Here is a 16,703-nt window from a genome sequence, read left to right as displayed (position 1 = left end):
TTAAGCTTGCTAGTTGATTCTTTTAGAACAGTTAGTCAGTTTAATAATAAGTATTGCACTCTACCCTTCGGGCAACTACTATTCTCTTACCTTCTAGAATAGTCTCTAGAACTTGAATAAATTAGAAAAACAGGATTCGCAATGTCACAACATCCATTTTATCTCATTGCTCATCGGTGTAACTCTCCAGAAAAAGTTAAAGAAGCAATTAGAGACGGCGCAAACGCTGTCGAATGCGATCTCCGATACGTTTCAGGCAAGGTTATTGTGAATCATGATGCCTCTGATTCTGATCGATATGATTTGACAGAATATTTGACGGAAGTCAAAAAATATGCGGCGGAATGTTACCCCAAATTAGCACTAATCATCTTTGATTGTAAATCCAGTGTTTCTGATGAGCCAGACATAGCATATAAACTGCTAGAAACAATCAGAGAGAACCTTGCCAACGACACTGGCATCAATATCCTCATCTCTGTGGCAACGTATAAAGAACGCAACTTTTTTGACGAAATAATAGGAACAGGCTGCTTAAAGATCAGAGAAGGTGTAGCGATTGACTACCACAATCACCCAAATGAAGTGTCAAGCTATTTTGAAGGTCGAGGTGTAAACAACTTCTTCTATGGCAATGGCATCTCCTATGGGTTTGTTGGTCCAAATGTTTTTCCCTCGATTGCAGAAGCCATCAGACTCAAAGCAAGCCATAAAAAAATTAAACAGGTTTACGTTTGGACGCTTGGGTCAAAAGACTCCATGATCAAGTATTTGCGGATGGGTGTTGATGGGATATTTGTTGGCAAGAAGTCTATCGAAACTCTGAAATCAATTTTAAATGAGAATCCTTTTTGTGATTTGAGAAAGCTGGCAACTTGCGAAGATGATGCCTTTAATCCACCATCTTTGATCGGCCAAGCTATTTTTCAAATCGATGTTCATACTGGTGACATTTCGGATGCTGGAACTAATGCCAAAGTTTACCTAACACTTGATGGAGAAGGGGAAAAAAAAGTCGATACAGGCGCACTTAACCCTCTGATCAACGGAGATGGTTTTGAACGAGGAAGCGTGGATACTGTGATGCTGAATTTAACAGATGTTGGTACAATCGAAAAACTCAAAGTATGGCATGATAACACGGGTTCTTATTCTGGATGGTTTTTAGATAAAATAGTAGTTAGCAATCTCATAAGACAGCAGAGATTTGAGTTTCCCTGTTACACAGAGCTTAAGGGGGACAACAACGCCGTTGAACTCAATGGATCTCCTTTGACAGGTCAAGCTATTTTTCAAATCGATGTTCATACTGGTACAAGTTCGGGTGCTGGAACTGATGCCAAAGTTTCCTTAAAACTTTATGGAGAACGGGGAGAAGTCGATACAGGCGAACTTAACCATCTAATCCACGGAAATGCTTTTGAAAATGGGAACGTGGATACTATGACGCTGAATTTAGAAGATGTTGGTAAGCTCCAAAAAATCAGCGTATGGCATAATAACACGAAGCCTGGTGCTGCATGGGAATTGGATAAAATAGTAGTTACTAATCTCACACAACAGCAGAAGTTTGAATTTCCATGTGACGCATGGCTTAAGGAGAGTGATAACGCCTGTGAGCTTACTGCACAGCAAGTAGCATTTTCCTAGCTCCAGTAGAAACTCCACTAAAACCTACTACGAAGGTGTGTATCTAATGATAGTTGCAGTGTCTCAAGTACACGATAAGGAATCCAAACATTAGTGCGATCGCTCTTAAGATACAAGGTTGGGTTGACTTCATGAAACCCAACCTCTATTTTGTCCATACTACTTCTGCGATAGCGAAGCGCTGCTGCAAGCAGATCGCTCTAGCTCGATCTAACGCACTTTAGTCAGACTAACTGGGCGCTGGAATGTCCTTTTCCCTTTAATTAGGTTTGAGGGTAAGGGAGTGCGATCGCATGGTGTTTGATGATCTGGCTGGAAAATCAAGGCGATCGCTTTTGTTCAAATCGCACATAAATTTTCACAATCACGCAAAAGAGTCTGATTCTAACTTGCTGCGTGCATACTACTCAAATGGAGTGAATACATGAATGTTGATGAAGTTTTAGATACTGTAGAACAAAGTCTGCTCTCTAGGAAACTCAGTTCCCTTGAACGCTTCATCCTGTGTCAGTCATGGCGCGGACGCGGTTATAGCGAGATGGCACCCGATTGTGCCTATAGTATCGCTCACATCAAAGAAATTGGCTCCCAGTTGTGGCAGGCATTTTCAAAAACATTAGGGGAGAGGGTGACGAAAAAAAATCTGTTTTTAGTGCTGAAGCAATATCTGCTCTCCCGGACAGGTCAAACAGTCAATAGTGACCAGTTACCTGTTACCTTTTTGTTGGTAGAAGTAATAGACCCACCACTAACGCCTACCACTAATCAGTTGCCAGTTGCCACTGATTTTGTGGAGGCTTCATACTCAGGGGATGGCGAGCAATTATCACGAATTTGCGATCGCAACGAATTGGTAATAGAAGAAGATAACTGGCTTTTTAGAGTGCAGCAGAAGTACCAAACTTCTACAGATAATACAGAGGCAGAAAATAATTTAAAAGCCCCAGCCACACAAAGCGAACCAACAATTCCTAGGGGTTGTTTGCCGCTCGACTCTCCTCTCTACATTAATCGCCCCCCGATCGCAGAACTCACCTATAAAGAAATTAGTGAATCTGGGCGATCGCTCCGCATCAAAGCACCCAGACTGCCGGGAAAAAATTCCCTACTCTCCCGGATTCTGAATCTTGCCACGCATTGTGGATACAAGACTCTCTACTTGGACTTTCAGGAAGCAGACGTTACCTTTTCTGCCGAACTCAATCAATTTTTGGGTCTGTTGTATGCTAATCTCAGCAGGCAGTTGAATTTCACTCCCATGCTGAACGAGTATCGCGAATATGGGTAGCAAGACCAACTGTAGGCATCTGTTTAAGGAAGCTGCCATCTTTGAGAGCGAGCTTCAGTTCTAATTATTGAAGAAGCTGGGAATTGAAAAAGAATGACTATGGAGTGTAAAAGTTACCAGTTTGAGAATGAGATTTGCCAAGAAATATCTTCTTTATCAAAATTAGACAACTGGCATTGTTTCCTCGCTCTTCTAGAGGATTATGTTATAATTTTTTTGATGGCAGCCACTTGTTCAGTTTCCTGGTATCTTTACCCTGTGGCAGTTTTAATTATTGGGTCTCGTCAGCGTGCCTTGGCGACGCTTCTCCACGAAGCATCTCATAAAACTTTAGCCAAAAATAAATTTTTTAATTTTGCGATCGGTACTTTTTTTTCTGGCTACTTTGTTTTACAAACAATGGGGTCTTATCGAGAATCTCATGTACGATTTCATCACGGACATTTCGGCGATATTGAACTAGATCCAGATTACAAATTTGCTATTGAAGCAGGATGGTATGCTCGACCTCAATCTGTGGAAAAGTTTACGCTCCACAACATAGTTTTGCCATTTTTATTGGCAAAAGTTCCCAGCTACTTGTGTTCCTTAATCCAGCATCGGCTTCTGGATAAACGCAATCGTCAAGAGACGATTGTCATGATTGTTTACCTGGGAGTTATAGCATCTGTTTTCATCGGGTTTGGATTGGGCAAGTATATTTTGCTATTTTGGATTGTTCCTTATTTAACCACCTTCCAAATCATTGGCTGGTTTATTGAGATGAGCGAACATTATCCCTTGATGAACAATAGCATTAATCTCTACAATACTCGCAATCGTCACAGTCATTGGCTGGAAAAATTTTTGACAGGAATGCACAATGAGAGTTATCATCTTGTTCACCATTTGAATCCGGCAATTCCCTTCTGGAATGTTCCCAAGGCACATCAAATTTATCTTCAGGATAAAAACTATGCTCAATTCGATCGCCAATCAGGAGGAATATTTATTTCTGCTAAAAATACACCGACTTTAATTCAAAGCGCGATCGCCACCCTTCGTTCCCCAAGCCAAACAGATTTATAAATTTAGGTGTATTTTTGATGAAAATAGAACCCTCATTAGTAGAAATTTGGTTCCACAAAAAATTCAGTCTGGCTGCCAGCAAGTTTGTCAGGTGCCAGTCCTGGAGATGACTTTTTCTCTCTGCCAACATAGTCTTCAAGCACAGAATGTAGGGATTGGCACGCGAACTTCAGCTTAAAGCTTGTTCGAGATCCCAAATCAGCGTTTTTACGTCCTCAATACCAACTGATAAGCGCAATAAGTCGTCAGGTATAACGGCTTCAACACTGCTGGTATCGAGGTTTTGCATTGATTCCATGAGTGCCCCGATTTCCACCAAACTTTTCACTGTTCCCAAGCTGGTTGCTGAAGTAAACACCTGCAATTTCCCTGCAACTTGAAAGGCTTCCTCTCGGCTACCTACCTGAAAAGAAACCATACCACCGCCGTAGAGCATTTGTCGGGCAGCTAGTTCCGCACCTCGATGTTCTGCTAACCCCGGATAGTAAACTCGCTTAACTTTAGGGTGGTTACTCAAAAATTGGGCAATGTAACTTGCTGCTTCTGAACTTGCCTTAATCCGCAAAGGCAAAGTTTGAATGCCTCTAAGAATTAACCAAGCATCGAATGGCGCGTTCCCAATCCCCATGCCAACCTGAATCTGCCGAATCCGCTCGAAAAACTCATCTTTCACTTTGGATACGATAACCCCGCCCATCGCATCGGCGTGTCCCCCCAAATATTTGGTGGAAGAATGGGTCACTAAATCTGCTCCTAACTCTAACGGACGTTGTAGTACAGGCGTTGCCCAGGTGTTATCACAAACACACCTCGCTCCTACCTGATGAGCCATTTGTGCGATCGCTGCAATATCTGATATCTTGAGCAATGGGTTTGAGGGGGTTTCCAGCCAAACCAATTGGGTGTTAGGGATACTGATGGCTTTCTCCACCTGATTCAAATCGGTCATATCCACAAAGGTGGACTTCAGATGCCAGCGTGCAAACACGGTGTTCAGCAATAAACCCGTGCCACAGTAAGCGTCGCGAGGGGCTACAACATGCGCCCCTGGTTCCAATGCTAGAAACACACTTGCGGCTGCGGCAGAACCGGAAGCGACTGCGGCTGCTGCTTCTCCCCCTTCCAACTCACACAGGCATTTTTCTAAGTTGTCGCGTCCTGGGTTGGTACAGCGAATGTAATCATACGGGTGCTGATAACTCCCATCTGATTGTCTGGCAAAAGTAGTAGATAGGTGAATTGCTGGTGTAACAGCATCAGTGCCGGGGTCTAGCGGGTATCCTGCGTGAACAGCGAGAGTCTCAATACCGGGTTTAATCTGCATATTAATTCTTCCAATTACTGGCTTTATTTGATTATGATTGGAGCAAGCATCACTGGCTTATCCCAGTTTCCTTTGTTTTTAATCTTTTTGCATTTTCATTTAATAACAAGACCTCCTTATTTAAAAAATGACTAATCTCTTGGTAAGTTTTTCCATCATTCATCAATTAAGATAAGTTCTCAACTTTTTAGTAAGAATTTCACTTTCAATAATGGAGTAGTGGTTGCCAGGCATATTATGCGTAATGATACTTCCGGCTGCCACAGAAGCCCAGCCAAGACTTGGGTCTTGATTCTGCTTCATTGACTCGTCAGCACAGAAAAAAGTAATTCGACCTAAATAGGGTTGGGGCGTATAGCGAGCCATCGCTTGCGAGTTTGCTTTGAAAACTTCCAACCTGTGGCGGATTTGCTCTGACCCAATTTCTGGTGGCAAGACTCCGAATTTTCTAGCCTGTACTAGAATATACTGCAATTGCTCCTCTGGATTGAGTTGTTTGAGTTCAGCTACAGATACTGAAAACTCTTGACCAACAACATTGCCTGTATAACTAGCGAAATCGGCTACCAAGCTCACCTCATCAATTTCTGAGGAGATCTTAGCGGCTGTGGGGGTAAAGCTATCTATCATAACGAGGTTGGATACTTCTTGCCCTTGCTGATGTAACTGTTGGGCAATCTCAAAGGCAACGAGGCCACCTAAAGACCACCCACCGAGATGGTAGGGACCGACTGGCTGAACGGTCTGCAGCAGGCCAAGATAGCTTTTAGCCATTTCCTCAATTTGGGTCAGGGGTTCCCCTTCTCCATCCAAACCTCGTGCCTGTAATCCATAAACTGGTAAATCCGCTTCTAGATTGTAAGCTAAATAGCGATAGCTGTAAACAGAACCACCAACCGGATGAATTAAAAAGAATGGTTGTTTTTGGCTGCTACCTTTATGAAGTTGCACCAGTAAAGAAGAGTTTAAGCGCCGATTCTTTTCCTTGGCAGTAGCAGATGAAGAATTGGTCATCTCAAGGAATTCAGCCAGTGTAGCAATAGTAGGGGCATTCAAGAGACTATTGGGAGAAATTTTCTTTTGTAAAGTTTTGCTTAACTTAGAAGTTAGCTGAATCCCTAAGAGGGAGTCTCCACCTAACTCAAAGAAATCATCATAAATTCCTATCGACTCAATCCCCAGAAAATCTTGCCAAATTTGAGCGATTATTTGCTCCATCTCGTTTCTAGGAGCCACATAAGCATTCATCAATGCTGGTCGTGAACTTCTTGATTGGGAGCGCACAGACTCCTCTAAATCCTGACGTTGCTTAAGTCTTTTCTCCCCCTTGGCTTGCTTTATTTCGGTCTCTAAACCCTGTGTCGAAACCAAAATCTGAGATATTGAATTACACAGAATGCGATGGAAGACCTCTACGCCCTCTGTGGGCAATAAGCCATGCTTCAGGAGTTGTTGAAATAAGGGTGCTGGTGTGGCTGTCCCAAAAGACTTCTCCGAGGGAGAAAAGTTAGGAAGTGCTGCCCTTGCTATTTCTTCCGTGTTAGCTTTGTTGTCTTTAGGGTCAGGAGCAAACTTCCTTAAGGTGTACTCTTCAATCTCCATCAATTCTCTTCCATGCTCGTCCATAATTGTGATGTCAAACTTCAGAGTTTCTTTGGAGAACTGCTGATTTTTGGTATATCTCATGTAGCTATATACCTTGGCTGGCAGAGGTTGTTTTATCCGAAGCTTCTGAAAGGAAAACGGTAAATACAATCCTTCATCTGTAGCACTTAGAAAATTGATAGCACCATCAAGTAAAGCTGGATGCAACTTATATGAATTGACATCAGCCACAAACGCTTCGGGTAACTCAAAGATAGCGACTCCCCGGTTTTCTCCTATTTTCTTGTGCCTAAATATCTCCCACCTTGGTCCGAATTTTAGGTCTCCTGTTTGAGAAGGCTTCCCAAGTTCGGTGAGTGTGATTTCCCGCTCGTTACATCTGGCTTCAATTTCTTCGATATCATATATTTGAGGCGATTCGGCTTCTAGGGTGAAGATTTCCCCCCTAGCATGTTCCTGCCATGTAAGCTCTGCTTCTGAGCGGCTGATAATTGAAAATTCCCACCCATCTCCGCGTTTTTTCAAGAGCGTGCGTACTTCTTTTTCCTCATCCTCTTCGACCACTAAAGGCTTCATTAAAAAGACTTCTCGAAGTTCCATTGCTCCAGTATGAGCATGGTTTTCAAAAGCGGCTCTGACCATTTCCAGATAGGCAGTTCCTGGAAGTGTTGCCTTACCCATGAGCCTGTGTTCATTCAGAACCCAGTGTTTGTTAACGCTAAATTGAGTAATATAGATTGCTTGCTCTTCGCCCTCGACTATACATTGGTCAAATAAAGGGTGGGTGACTTCTTTTAACTGAGCGGGGGAAAACTTTGCTCCCGAAGCTAAACGCTTCGCGGCTTCTACTGCCATACCCACTTCTTGCCAAGTATCCCAGTTGATGGAGATGGTTTTTGTACCATCTCGGTTGGTTTTATAGTGAGCAAAAGAGTCTAGAAAGGCGTTGGCGGCACAATAGTCTACTTGTCCAAATCCTCCTACTATCGAGGTCAGTGATGAACACAGGACAAACCAATCCAACTGCATATCCTTAAAGATACTATCAAGAACCAGTGTGCCTTTTACTTTTGCTGCCAGAGTGCCTGACGCCATTTCGAGTGTTTTTAGCTGAATGACTCCACCAGCCGGAACACCCGCCGTGTGGATAACGCCGTTAATTTTGCCGAAGCTATCCATTGCTTTGGCGATTTTCTCTTGCATTTGCAACTGATTGGCGAGGTCAGCGCAAACGATTAACACCTCAGATCCGTTGGCTTCAAGTTTCTCTATTTTCCGGATTTTACGGCTGATTTCATCTTGCTCATCATGAGTATCTAGCCATTGTTTCCACTCAGAACGATCGGGAAAACCCGAACGCCCTGTGAGAATTAGTTTGGCTCTTATGGTATTAGCTAAATGTTCTGCCAGTACAAATCCAATACCTCCTAGTCCCCCTGTAATTAGATAAACACCTCCTTCCCTTAACTGTGATATCTCGTTGCCAGACTGCTCCAATCGTACTGGATCGTAAGTTTGCACTAAACGATAATTTCCCCGGTAGGCGATAACCGAATCCTCTGATTTTGCTTTTAGTTCATGCAGTAGCTGGTCGAGCAGTATTTCTTTTTTATGGGTTGATTGGGGCATCACAATATCAACGCTAAGACAGGTTATATTTGAGTATTCTCGCGGAATTACTTTAACAGGTCCGATTAGGGTCGCTTTTTCCGGGCATAGCCACTCTTCTCCCGCCACTTCCTGCATATTGTTGGAAACGATGGTGAGTTGACACTCGTCAGTAAAATTCTGTTTTCCTAGGGCTTGTGCAAGATACAGCAAACTGTAAAATCCAAAGTCTTGCGCTTTGTCAACCCATTCCCAATTGAATTCAGCACAATCTTTCTGGGTGACACTCAATAAATGAATGATGCTGTTTGGCAGCAAATTCAAGGCACGAAGTTCAGAAAGCAAGGTGTCGTAGTCATTGCTCTGTCCGGGATTAAGGATATAAAGGTAATCGCTTTGCTTGATAAACGATTCCCCAACTTTAACAACAACTACCGGATGACCTTCTTGTGCCAGTCGTTGCACAAGTTCTTCCCCTAACCCGCACTCATCAGTAAACGCCAGTATGTTGCCGAGAATTGATGTCTCGCCTTGTTGATGGGCTAGTAGCGGGGAGCGTTTCCACGATGGGATGTAAAACCAGTCTGCTATGTCTGGCTTTTTGCCTAGTGCAGACGCAACATTTAATTTCTCTTGCTCTAAGCCAATAGAATCTACCTGTTTTTGGGGTGAAATCCAGTACCGCTGGCGCTCAAAGGGATAAGTCGGCAAGGGGACGCGATAACGCTGCTCTTGGGCATAGAATCCCGACCAATCTACCTTGACACCAGCCAGCCACAGTTGTCCTAATGTATTCAGCAAGAACGCTACATCTGAGCCGGATTGTTGCGGATGGCGCGTTGAAGAGAGTACCACCTGTGAGGCTACTTTATTTGGGTGTCGTTTGACCAATGTACTCAAAGTCTTTCCCGGACCAACTTCCAGCAGGATTTGGTCGGGTTCTTTCAACAACTCTTCCATTGAGAGTGCAAATTGCACTGTATGGCGCAAGTGTTCTGCCCAGTAGTCGGGATCTGTTGCTTGGGCAGCAGTAATCCATTTTCCTGTGACATTGGACAGGTAAGGAATTTGTGGGGGATTTAAGTTGACTTGTTTGACTCGTTGTGCAAACGGCTTCAAGATAGGTTCCATCATCTGGGAATGGAACGCATGGGATGTTCGCAAGCGGATACACTCAATCCCCTGCTCGCCAAGCTGATGAAGCAAATTGGCAACTGCTTCCATAGTCCCGGAAACCACGCAGCGGCATGGCTCATTAATCGCTGCCACAGAGAGTTCTACTCCAAGGAGCGCTTCTAGTGCTTCTGGGGCCAGAGGTACTGAAAGCATTGCTCCCGGCGGAAGTTGCTGCATCATCCGTCCGCGCGCTGCGACCAAGCACAGGGCATCTTCAAGGGAGAAAACACCGGCTAAACAGGCGGCGACGTATTCACCGATACTGTGACCAATGAAACCTTGCGGCTGGATTCCCCAAGATTCCCATAATTTAGCTAGAGCGTATTCGATGGTAAACAGGGCTGGTTGAGTAATTGCAGTCTGTTGCAGTTGCTTTGTTGCTTCTTCAGTTCGATCGGGACTGGGGTAAATAATGTCGCGCAAATCCAGTCCTAATTCGGGTTGCAGTAATTCTGCACAACGATCGATCTGTTCGCGAAAAATTGCTTCAGTCAGGTAGATTTCTCGTGCCATGTTGACATATTGAGAACCCTGACCGGAAAACATGAAGATGACTGAAGGGGTTGAGGATTTTGTATGATTTGTCAAAAGCTGTTCTGGAAGTGTTGTTACCGCCTCATCCAACTCAGAACAAACTAGAATACGCCGATGCTCAAAAGCCTGACGACCGACACTCAGGGTAGAAGCAATATCGGCCAAATTTAATTCAGGATTTTGCTTAAAATATTCAGTGAGATTTTTGGTTGCTGTGTCTAGAGCAGAACTCGTTTTAGCAGATAGCACTAATAACTGATACGGTCTTTTGCTCTTTGTCTCGTCTGGTGTTCTCGGATCTAAAACAGGAGCTTCTTCCAGAACAATATGGGCATTCGTCCCCCCAATACCGAACGAACTTACCCCAGCGCGCCGGGGTTCACCATTGGTTTTCCACTCCGATAGCTTAGTGTTGACATAAAAGGGACTGTTGGCGAAATCAATTGTCGGATTGGGGCTTTCAAAATGTAAAGTTGGGGGGATTTGTTTGTGCTTAAGAGCCAAAACTGTCTTAATTAGACCTGCCATACCTGCGGCTGTATCCAGATGCCCGATATTCGTCTTCACCGAACCAATAGCGCAGAAGTGTTTTTTCTTGGTACTGTTGTAGAAAGCTTTAGTGAGGGCAGCAATTTCAATCGGGTCGCCAAGTTCTGTTCCTGTACCGTGGGCTTCTATATAGGTAATTGTCTCAGCATCTATACCCGCGATCGCTTGTGCTTCCCCAATCACTGCTGCTTGACCTTCAACACTGGGCGCTGTAAACCCTATCTTGTTCGTACCATCGTTATTAATGGCGGAACCTTTAATGATGGCGTGGATATAATCTCCGTCTGCGAGAGCATCTGTTGCACGCTTGAGCATCACAATACCTACACCGTTGCCAGCAAGCGTTCCTTGTGCTTTGGCATCAAAGGCGCGACAGTGACCATCAGGGGATGCAATCATACCCTCTTGATATAAATAACCCTCTTTTTGGGGAATTCTGATAGTAACAGCGCCAGCTAAAGCCATGTCGCATTCGCCATTTAGCAAACTTTGACAGGCCATATGTACGGCGACTAAGGAAGTTGAACAAGCTGTTTGAATATTTACTGCTGGACCGGTAAAATTTAGCTTGTAGGCTACCCTTGTAGGTAGCAAATCTTTGTCCGTAGCGAGCATTAATTGATATGCGCTGACTGTCCTGGAAACAGCCGGATTTAGATAAAGATTTTTGAGCAGATAATCACTTGCTCTCAAGCCAGCATAAACGCCGATTGACCCTGCGTAGGTTTGGGGGTGATAACCAGCTTGTTCCAAGGCTCCCCAAGCACATTCCAAAAAGAGGCGCTGTTGCGGGTCAAGAATCTCAGCATCTTTGGGATTAAATCCGAAGAAATTGGCATCGAAGAATTCGATGTCATCCAGCACGGCGCTGGCCCTAACATAATTGGGATTTTGCAGCAGTTCTGGAGGAACTCCATTCATCAGGAGTTCTTCATCGGAGAACCAGGAAATAGACTCGACCCCGAGACGCAAATTTTCCCAAAAGGTATCTATATTTTTCGCTCCTGGAAAACGCCCAGACATGGCAATAATAGCTATGTCTGATTCTCTAATATCATTTTTGGAAGAATTCATTATCTCAATTGCTCCTGATTTACTGTTTTTTCTGCGATCGATACTGTTGCCTGATATTCCTCCGTTGGTTCATGTCAGCTTGACTGCTGCTGCGGAGCTCGGCTCGTTCTGCTTCTGATTTGATCGCATCTGGTGTTTGGAATTCCTGTTTGCTTAAGAGTTCTCCCAAGGTTCTGACTGTTGGATGTTGAAACATCTCTACCATTGATATTGTTTTGGTAAAAATTATTTGCAATTCCTCCCGAACTTGGACTAATCGTAAGGAAGTTCCTCCCATGTCAAAGAAATTGTCATCCAGCCCAACTTTTTCTAAGAGAAGAATTTTCTGCCAAACATCAGCAATGAGCTTCTCTACCTTGGTTTGCGGTATCTCCAAAGCAAGAACTCGCACGACTGGATCGGGGGGTGGAAGAGCGCGACGGTCTACTTTATCGTTAGGTGTGAGTGGCAGAACACTCAGTATTATCAGCGTTGCCGGAACCATGTATTCCGGTAGTTGTTGTCTGATATCTGCCTTAATCTTGTGGGCCAAATCTTCTTTTGAATTTAATGCCCCTTTCAGTACAACATAGGCAACCAAGCGTTTGTTACCTGGCTGGTCTTCATGTACCACAACCACAGCTTGGTCTATCTCAGGATGCTGGGTTAGTACAGCTTCAATTTCTCCCAATTCGATGCGGAAGCCGCGAATTTTTACCTGATTGTCAATTCGACCCAGAAACTCGATATTGCCGTCGCTGAGGTAGCGCACAAGGTCGCCAGTTTTATACAGGCGCGCCCCAGGTTCATTGCTAAACGGATTGGGAATGAATTTCTCTGCCGTTAAATCTGGGCGACCCAGATAACCGCGAGCCAAGCCTAAACCACCAATGTGCAATTCCCCTGGAACACCAATTGGCACAGGTTGGAGGTAATGGTTCAGAATATACGTAGTCAGATTCCCGATGGGGGTGCCGATGGGTACACAAGAAGCAGCAGGATTATTGGCTATGAACTCGGACAAGTCATAGTATGTACTCACGGCTGTTGTTTCCGTCGGTCCGTAGCCATTGAGTAATTGCGGAGGATTCGCCAATCCCTTCACGCAACTTTGCCACAGCTTTAAGGCTTCTGGCAAGACAGCATCTCCTCCAACAGATACCACCCGCAACGATTCTGGAAGTGTCTGTTCTGTCTCTGCCAGTTCCACCATCACCTGATGCCAGTGGGATGTCGGCCAATCCATCATTGTTATTCCCCACTCGTGGCATCGTTGCACAAATCTGCTGCCAGACACTAGCATATCGTCTGTCCGTAGAACGAGTGTTCCGCCTGCACTCAGGCAAGGGAAAATTTCTATCACCGCCGCATCAAAGGCAATGGAAGCAAACTGGAGAACGCGGTCTGACTGTGTAATGTTGTATATCGTTATAGAAGATGAGGTAAAATTGACAATAGACCGATGCTCGATCGTCACTCCTTTTGGCTTTCCGGTAGACCCAGAAGTATAAATCACATAAGCCAAGTTACTAGCTTTAACCTCAGTGAGTGGATTTTCTTCACTATGAGCGCCGATATTCTGCCAATTGCTATCCAAGCATATTACCCGTGCTGCACTCACAGGTAATGAGGATGCCAATTTTTCCTGAGTTAGCAGCACTTTAACCTGAGAATCACTCAACATATAAGCCAAGCGCTCAGAAGGGTAGGCTGGATCTAGGGGGACATAAGCACCACCCGCTTTGAGAATTCCCAACAATCCTATTACCATTAAGGGCGATCGCTCTACACAAATTCCCACCAAAACTTCAGGCCCGACTCCTAGCGATCTCAGGTGATGTGCTATTATGTTTGCCTGTTGGTTTAGCTCTCGGTAGGTTAGTTGTTCGCCTTCTAAAATTACCGCAATGGCATCGGGCGATCGCGTCACCTGTTCCTCAAATAACTCATGGATACACTTATCGAAGGGATACTCTTTTGTGGTGTTGTTCCATTCCACTAATAACTGATATCTTTCTGCCTCAGTTAGCCAAGGTAATTCCCCAACTCTTTGGTCGGGATTAGCAACAATCGCTTCTAACAAAGTTTGGAAATGACCCGTCATCCGAGCAATTGTATCTGGCTCAAACAGGTCGCTGTTATATTCCCATGACCCGATTAGTCCCTTTTGTGTCTGCCGAATTCCCAGGCTCAAATCAAACTGAGCCGTACCCCGCTCCACCCGCCTTGGAGTCAGCTTAATACCAGGTAACTCGAATGTATCCAGCGATAAATTCTGCATGGAAAACGTCACCTGAAACAGGGGATTGTAACCAAGGGAACGTTCCGGTTGTAAGGCTTCTACTACTTTCTCAAACGGTGCATTTTGGTGAGCATATGCGTCTAAGGCTAGATGCCCCACCTTTTCGAGCAACTCAGAGAAACTAGCATTCCCTTCGATCTGGGTACGCAGCACTAAGGTATTGACAAAAAAACCAATTACCGGATCAAGTTCGCTGTATTCCCTATTTGCAATGGGGAAGCCAACACAAATATCCTCCTGAGAGCTGTAACGATAGATTAAAGTCACAAAAGCCGTCATCAGGGTCATAAACAAAGTGACGCCTGATTTTTTGCTGAGGGTTTTGAGTTGAAAGGTCAAATCCGGGTCAAGTTCAAATAACCTGGTAGCACCACAGAAAGCCTGAACTGGGGGACGTGGATAATCGGTTGGCAACTTCAACAAGGGCGGTGTGTCAGCTAACTGTTGTTTCCAGTAGTCAAGTTGCTTTTGCATAACTTCCCCAGTCAACCACCGTCGCTGCCAAACTGAAAAATCAGCATATTGTATGGTTAACTCTGGTAAGGGAGAAGGCTCACCATTAATGAAGGCTTGATAGAGGCTTCCTAACTCTTTGAAGAATATCCCCATTGATCCGCCATCCGTAATGATGTGGTGTATGGTCAATATCAGCAAGTGTGTTTCGGGTGAAAGCTGCTGCAGGGTAACTCGCAACAGAGGACCCGTTACCAAGTCAAAGGGTTGGCGCACTTCCCTGGTAACTAACTGTTGCACAGAGGCTTCTGTTAAACCCTGCAAATTCACTAGGGGCAGAGTTATGGTCAAAGTTGGCGCGATCACCTGGAAAGGGACACCCTCTATCGTGGGAAAAGTAGTCCGCAGCGCTTCGTGGCGACGGATAATTTCGTTGACACTCTGCTCCAAAACTGTCACATTTAGCGCACCGATAATCTGTATTTGGAGACTTTCATTGTAAAAGGGACTAGAGTTATCTAACTGATGGAGAAACCACATCCTCTGTTGGGCAAAAGATAGCTGTAACTTGCCATCTCTGGAAACTGGCACTAAATCTGGAGGTTGTGAGATGGATTGTGTAGTATCTTTAATTTTTCTGATTTCTATCATCTGAACCTTATATCCATGAATGATGGTAAGATTTATCAATAAAGTGGCGGCTTTCTAGGTTATACGGCCAAAGACGTGGAAGAAAAAAGGCAAGGCGCGGACATTCCAGCGCTACTTTGTAAGAGACACTACAATCTTGCCGATATGCTTGGTTTTCCTCATGTAACGAAATGCGCTCACCACCTCAGAAATGGGAAATACCTTATAAGGAAGTGGCTGGAAGACCCCATCCTCGAAACACTGCATCACTTCACGAAATAGAGAGACAGTAAAATCCGGGCGTTCTAGCCACACCTGTCCCAGGTTAATGGCAAAAAACGACAAATTATTCCGAAAAGGATATAGCCCTAACTGGCTATTCTCGTAGATGTCCCGCTTGCCGATTTCCAGAAAACGTCCAAATTTTGCCAAAACGGATAAACTCTTAGGAATAAATTCTCCTGCCAAGGAGTTGAGGATAACGTCTACGCCTTTACCGCCAGTTAGTTCCATCACTTCATCAGCAAAAGCAACAGACCTTGAATCCATGACATACTTAATACCGAGGGAGCGTAGAAACTCTCGCTTTTGGGAATTTCCTGCTGTTGCAAATATTTCCGCACCTACCATCTGACTTAGCTGAACAGCAGCAAGACCTACACCTCCAGCGGCTGCATGAATTAGAACTCGCTCTCCTTTGTTTAGCCTGCCCAAATGCTGCAGGGCATAGTAAGCAGTTAGGAAAGTGCCAGGGATTGTCACTGCTTCTTCAAAACTGAGATTAGCAGGCTTAGCTACTAGGCAATGGGTTGGAACTGTTGCAAATGAACTAAAGCTCTTAGCCCCAATTCCCATAACTTCATCGCCGATTTTAAACTCTTTAACGTCTTCTCCAATTGCGACAATTTTCCCAGCAAAGTCTCCTCCAAAAGTCACGTGTCCTTCAGAATTGTCAGGATATATTCCTAAAGCCTTCATAACTTCTTTGAAGTTGAGACCAACGGCACAGACTTCAATCTCAACTTCGTGGGAAGCTGGAGGTTGACGTATAGTTGGCTGTAGCGTCAACTCATCTAAAATGCCAGGAGTATATATCTCCAAACAGAAAGGTGGAGTGGGTACAAAGAGGGGTTTTTCTATCATGTAAACTCTATCATACCTGCTCATTTTTTACTTTGGTTAACATATCTACTAAGTCATTAATGTTCATTAAGCCAGCTAGCTGAGTCCTGGGAACTTTAATTTTAAGTTCGCGCAGCGATGAATTAACAATTTCAACGATGTCCAAACTGTTAGTTCCATACTCCGCCATTGATTTTTTTGGGTCTATTTCAGTTTCCTCAAGACCATCAACATTGAGTTTCATGTTTTTGATGACGGTATTCAGCACTTCTTCTCGATTCATTATCGGGTTGCTCCTACGTTTTTGTGGATTTTAATTTTATTGGAAAATCAGGATAATT

Annotated in this window: 8 protein-coding genes; 3 read left to right on the top strand and 5 right to left on the bottom strand. The window is 44.3% G+C overall.

All coding sequences use genetic code 11. The features are described from left to right. Window positions 1–141 precede the first annotated feature (141 nt). The 3 genes from E5S67_RS12365 (at window position 142) to gntB (ending at window position 4,006) form a co-directional block, all read left to right on the top strand. Window positions 142–1,650, top strand: coding sequence for a PLAT/LH2 domain-containing protein (locus E5S67_RS12365; RefSeq protein ID WP_172187535.1), 1,509 nt, complete (start codon window positions 142–144; stop codon window positions 1,648–1,650). A 424-nt stretch (window positions 1,651–2,074) separates the two neighbouring features. Next, window positions 2,075–2,938, top strand: coding sequence for an AAA-like domain-containing protein (locus tag E5S67_RS12360; protein WP_172187533.1), 864 nt, complete (start codon window positions 2,075–2,077; stop codon window positions 2,936–2,938). A gap of 93 nt (window positions 2,939–3,031) precedes the next feature. Then, a complete protein-coding gene (gene gntB / locus E5S67_RS12355; protein WP_339382851.1) occupies window positions 3,032–4,006 on the top strand; it encodes a guanitoxin biosynthesis L-arginine gamma (S) hydroxylase in 975 nt (324 codons plus the stop codon). Between the two features lie 169 nt (window positions 4,007–4,175). Here gntB and E5S67_RS12350 read toward each other — a convergent pair whose 3' ends face one another. The 5 genes from E5S67_RS12350 to E5S67_RS12330 all read right to left on the bottom strand — a co-directional run bounded on the left by E5S67_RS12350 (window position 4,176) and on the right by E5S67_RS12330 (window position 16,645). Further along, window positions 4,176–5,330 (bottom strand): trans-sulfuration enzyme family protein, encoded by a 1,155-nt coding sequence (locus E5S67_RS12350; protein ID WP_172187529.1) that lies wholly within the window; start codon window positions 5,328–5,330, stop codon window positions 4,176–4,178. A 162-nt stretch (window positions 5,331–5,492) separates the two neighbouring features. Then, the gene (locus E5S67_RS12345; protein WP_172187527.1) at window positions 5,493–11,876 is read right to left on the bottom strand and encodes a type I polyketide synthase; all 6,384 of its coding nucleotides are present in this window, start codon (window positions 11,874–11,876) and stop codon (window positions 5,493–5,495) included. Between the two features lie 19 nt (window positions 11,877–11,895). Beyond that, window positions 11,896–15,261, bottom strand: coding sequence for a non-ribosomal peptide synthetase (locus E5S67_RS12340; RefSeq protein WP_172187525.1), 3,366 nt, complete (start codon window positions 15,259–15,261; stop codon window positions 11,896–11,898). A gap of 111 nt (window positions 15,262–15,372) precedes the next feature. Next, window positions 15,373–16,407, bottom strand: coding sequence for a zinc-binding dehydrogenase (locus E5S67_RS12335; RefSeq protein WP_172187523.1), 1,035 nt, complete (start codon window positions 16,405–16,407; stop codon window positions 15,373–15,375). Continuing rightward, window positions 16,394–16,645, bottom strand: coding sequence for a phosphopantetheine-binding protein (locus tag E5S67_RS12330; protein ID WP_172187521.1), 252 nt, complete (start codon window positions 16,643–16,645; stop codon window positions 16,394–16,396). The genes E5S67_RS12335 and E5S67_RS12330 overlap by 14 nt, the downstream gene beginning before the upstream one ends. Window positions 16,646–16,703 lie beyond the last annotated feature (58 nt).

The sequence above is a fragment of the Microcoleus asticus IPMA8 genome (genome assembly GCF_013179805.1).
GTDB lineage: Bacteria > Cyanobacteriota > Cyanobacteriia > Cyanobacteriales > Microcoleaceae > Microcoleus > Microcoleus asticus.
This window is presented reverse-complemented; position numbering and strand designations above follow the sequence as displayed.

Excerpts from the sequence above, each read along its gene's own strand:
- E5S67_RS12365 (WP_172187535.1), top strand. The coding sequence starts at position 142 with ATGTCACAACATCCATTTTATCTCATTGCTCATCGGTGTAACTCTCCA.
- E5S67_RS12360 (WP_172187533.1), top strand. The coding sequence starts at position 2,075 with ATGAATGTTGATGAAGTTTTAGATACTGTAGAACAAAGTCTGCTCTCT.
- gntB (WP_339382851.1), top strand. The coding sequence starts at position 3,032 with ATGACTATGGAGTGTAAAAGTTACCAGTTTGAGAATGAGATTTGCCAA.
- E5S67_RS12350 (WP_172187529.1), bottom strand. The coding sequence starts at position 5,330 with ATGCAGATTAAACCCGGTATTGAGACTCTCGCTGTTCACGCAGGATAC.
- E5S67_RS12345 (WP_172187527.1), bottom strand. The coding sequence starts at position 11,876 with ATGAATTCTTCCAAAAATGATATTAGAGAATCAGACATAGCTATTATT.
- E5S67_RS12340 (WP_172187525.1), bottom strand. The coding sequence starts at position 15,261 with ATGATAGAAATCAGAAAAATTAAAGATACTACACAATCCATCTCACAA.
- E5S67_RS12335 (WP_172187523.1), bottom strand. The coding sequence starts at position 16,407 with ATGAGCAGGTATGATAGAGTTTACATGATAGAAAAACCCCTCTTTGTA.
- E5S67_RS12330 (WP_172187521.1), bottom strand. The coding sequence starts at position 16,645 with ATGAATCGAGAAGAAGTGCTGAATACCGTCATCAAAAACATGAAACTC.